Below are 3,143 nucleotides of genomic sequence, written 5' to 3'. Positions count from 1 at the left end.
GGCGACGCTGGACGACGCCGTCGAGGCCGTCACGGCGATCGGCGGCGGCGGCGATGCAGCAGCCCTGCCCGGCTGCAGCTGATTCGTTTCAGCGGCGGCGCGGTCACATTCCGGCAACGGTGCCGGACCGTTCCCGCGCCGCGGTTCGCCGGGGCCGGTGTTGACAAGGCAGAATGGGAGCGGAACCCTCCGAGACCGCCGTTCGTGGCATCTAGGGGGAGTGTCCCCGCAGCGGCGGTTTCGCCGTGATGCCACGCATGCAGACAACGAGGTAACGAGTGACGTTCGGACAAGACCGGTCTTACGGCGACCGGCCAACACCGCTTAACAGTCCTGGCAAGAAACGTTCCGCATTGGTGCCCACCCTGATCGTGGTGGCCGTCCTGGTGGTGGGCTTCGTCTTCTTCTCCCAGATCTACGCAGACATCCTCTGGTACAACCAGCTGGGCTACCTGGAAGTCATGCTCAAGGAAACCGGCACCAAGATCGCCATCTTCCTGATTGCCTTCCTGATCATGGGCCTTGCCGTCTACTTCAGCCTCCGGCTGGCATACCGTTCACGCCCGGTGTACGCGCCGGACAGCTCGCTGCAGGACAACCTGAACCGTTACCAGCAGCAGCTGGAGCCGGTGCGGCGCCTGCTGATGATCGGCATCCCGGTAGTGCTCGCCGGTTTCGCCGGCACCGCCGCCGCCTCGGCGTGGCAGACCGTCCTGCTGTTCTTCAACCAGCAGCCGTTCGGCCAGACCGATCCCCAGTTCGGCCTGGACTTCAGCTTCTACATGAACACCCTGCCGTTCCTGGGTTTCATCAACGGCTTCCTGATCAGCGTGGTGCTGATTGCCGGCATCGCCGGGCTGCTGACCCACTACCTTTACGGCGGGATCCGGCTGGAGGACAAGGGGTTCTTCGCCTCCACCGCGGCGAAGATCCATGTGGGAATCTTTGCCGCGCTGTTCCTCATCCTGCAGGGCGTCAACTACTGGCTGGACCGGTACGCCACCGTGCAGTCCGATGCCGGAAACTGGACCGGTGCGCTGTACACCGACGTCAACGCCGTGATTCCCACCAAGGCCATTCTGGCCGTCGCCGCCGTGCTGGTGGCCATCCTCTTCATCGTCTCGGCCTTCATCGGCCGCTGGCGGCTGCCGATCGTCGGTACCGCCATGCTGATCGTCACCGCCATCCTCGCCGGCGGGGTCTACCCGTGGATCGTCCAGCGCTTCCAGGTAATCCCGAATGAGCAGGACGTCGAGGCCCAGTACATCGAACGCAACATCGCCCTGACCCGCCTGGCCTACGGGCTGGACGACGTCCAGACCACGAACTACGAAGCCACGGTGGACGCGGAAGCCGGCGCGCTGCGCGAGGACGCCGAAACCACGGCCAACATCCGGCTGCTGGACCCGAACCTGGTGTCGGACGCGTTCGCGCAGCTGGAGCAGTTCCGCCAGTACTACCAGTTCGACGAGACGCTCAACGTGGACCGCTACACGGTCGACGGCGAGGTGCAGGACACCGTCATCGCCGTCCGCGAACTGAACACCGCGGGCGTGCCCGCCGGCTGGGTCAACGAGCACCTGCTCTACACCCACGGCTACGGCGTGGTTGCGGCCGCGGGCTCCCGCGTGGAGCCGGACGGCAAACCGTCCTTCATGCTCTCCGGAATCCCGTCGCAGGGCGTGTTGGGCGACGACTCGACCTACGAACCCCGGATCTACTTCGGCGAAGCGTCTCCGGACTACTCGATCGTCGGTGCGCCCGAGGGCAGCTCCCCGATCGAGATCGACCGGCCACAGAGCGCCAATGCCGAAACCGATACCCGGAACACGTTCGACGGCGACGGCGGCCCCAACATCGGCAACTGGTTCAACCGGTTGGTCTACGCCCTGAAATTCCAGTCCACCGACCTGATGCTTTCGGACGCGGTCAACTCGGAGTCGCAGATCCTCTACGACCGGGATCCGCGCCAGCGGATCGAAAAAGTCGCTCCGTACCTGACCGTGGACGGCAACGCCTACCCTGCCATCGTTGATGGCCGGGTGAAGTGGATCGTGGACGCCTACACCACCAGCGAGCACTTCCCGTACTCGACTCCCCAGCAGCTGGAATCGGCGACCATCGACTCCGGGACCACCGGGGGCGCCACCGTGGCGCTGCCGGCGGAGGAAGTCAACTACATCCGCAATGCCGTCAAGGCCACCGTGGACGCCTACGACGGGTCCGTGAACCTGTACGCCTGGGACGACCAGGATCCGCTGCTCAAGGCCTGGACGAATGTGTTCCCGACGACGATCAAGCCGTACAGCGAGATGTCGGCCGACCTGATGGCCCACGTGCGCTACCCGGAGGACCTGTTCAAGGTGCAGCGGGAGCTGCTCACCCGGTACCACGTGACCAACGTCAACCGCTTCTACGAGAACTCCGATGCCTGGAGTGTTCCCACGGATCCGACGCTGGGCGAGGGATCGACCGTCAAGCAGCCGCCGTACTACCTCTCGCTGCAGATGCCCAACCAGGAGGAGGCGTCCTTCTCGCTGACCACCCCGTTCATCCCGTTCGCCGTTCCCGGCGAGCAGGCACGCAACGTGCTGTACGGCTTCCTGTCCGCCAACGCGGACGCCGGCACCGGCGAGGATGGGGTGAAGTCCGAGGACTACGGCACGCTGCGGTTGCTTGAACTGCCGCGCGACATCACCGTGCCCGGTCCGGGCCAGGCGCAGAACCTGTTCAACTCGGACACCGAAGTGTCGCAGGCGCTGAACCTGCTGCGCCAGGGCGCTTCCGAGGTGAAGAACGGCAACCTGCTCAGCCTGCCGGTCGGCGGGGGCATGCTGTACGTGCAGCCGGTCTACGTCCAGTCCTCGGGCGCTTCCTCCTACCCGATCCTGCGCCGGGTGCTGGTGAGCTTCGGTGAGGAAGTCGGCTTCGCCCCGACGCTGTCCGAAGCATTGGACCAGGTGTTCCAGGGCGATTCGGGCGCCACCACCGGCGACGAAGAAAACGTCGGGGAGACGCCGACGACGCCGGACGCACCGGAGACCAGCGCCGAGGAGGACCTGCAGGCGGCCCTGCAGGCCGCGCGCACCGCGATCCAGGAGGGACAGGCCGCGCTGGCGGAGGGCGACTTCGCCGCCTACGGC

General features: G+C 65.9%; 1 protein-coding gene. It reads left to right on the top strand.

The genetic code is table 11. The features are described 5' to 3' along the window. Positions 1 to 353 precede the first annotated feature (353 nt). Positions 354 to 3,143, top strand: a 2,790-nt coding sequence (locus AC5RV2_RS16265) for a UPF0182 family membrane protein (RefSeq protein ID WP_494093197.1), incomplete at its 3' end; no start/stop codon positions are given.

Source organism: Arthrobacter sp. Y3225116 (assembly GCF_059091245.1).
Note: the sequence above shows the minus strand (reverse complement) of the source record. Positions and strands in the feature narration are given on the sequence as shown.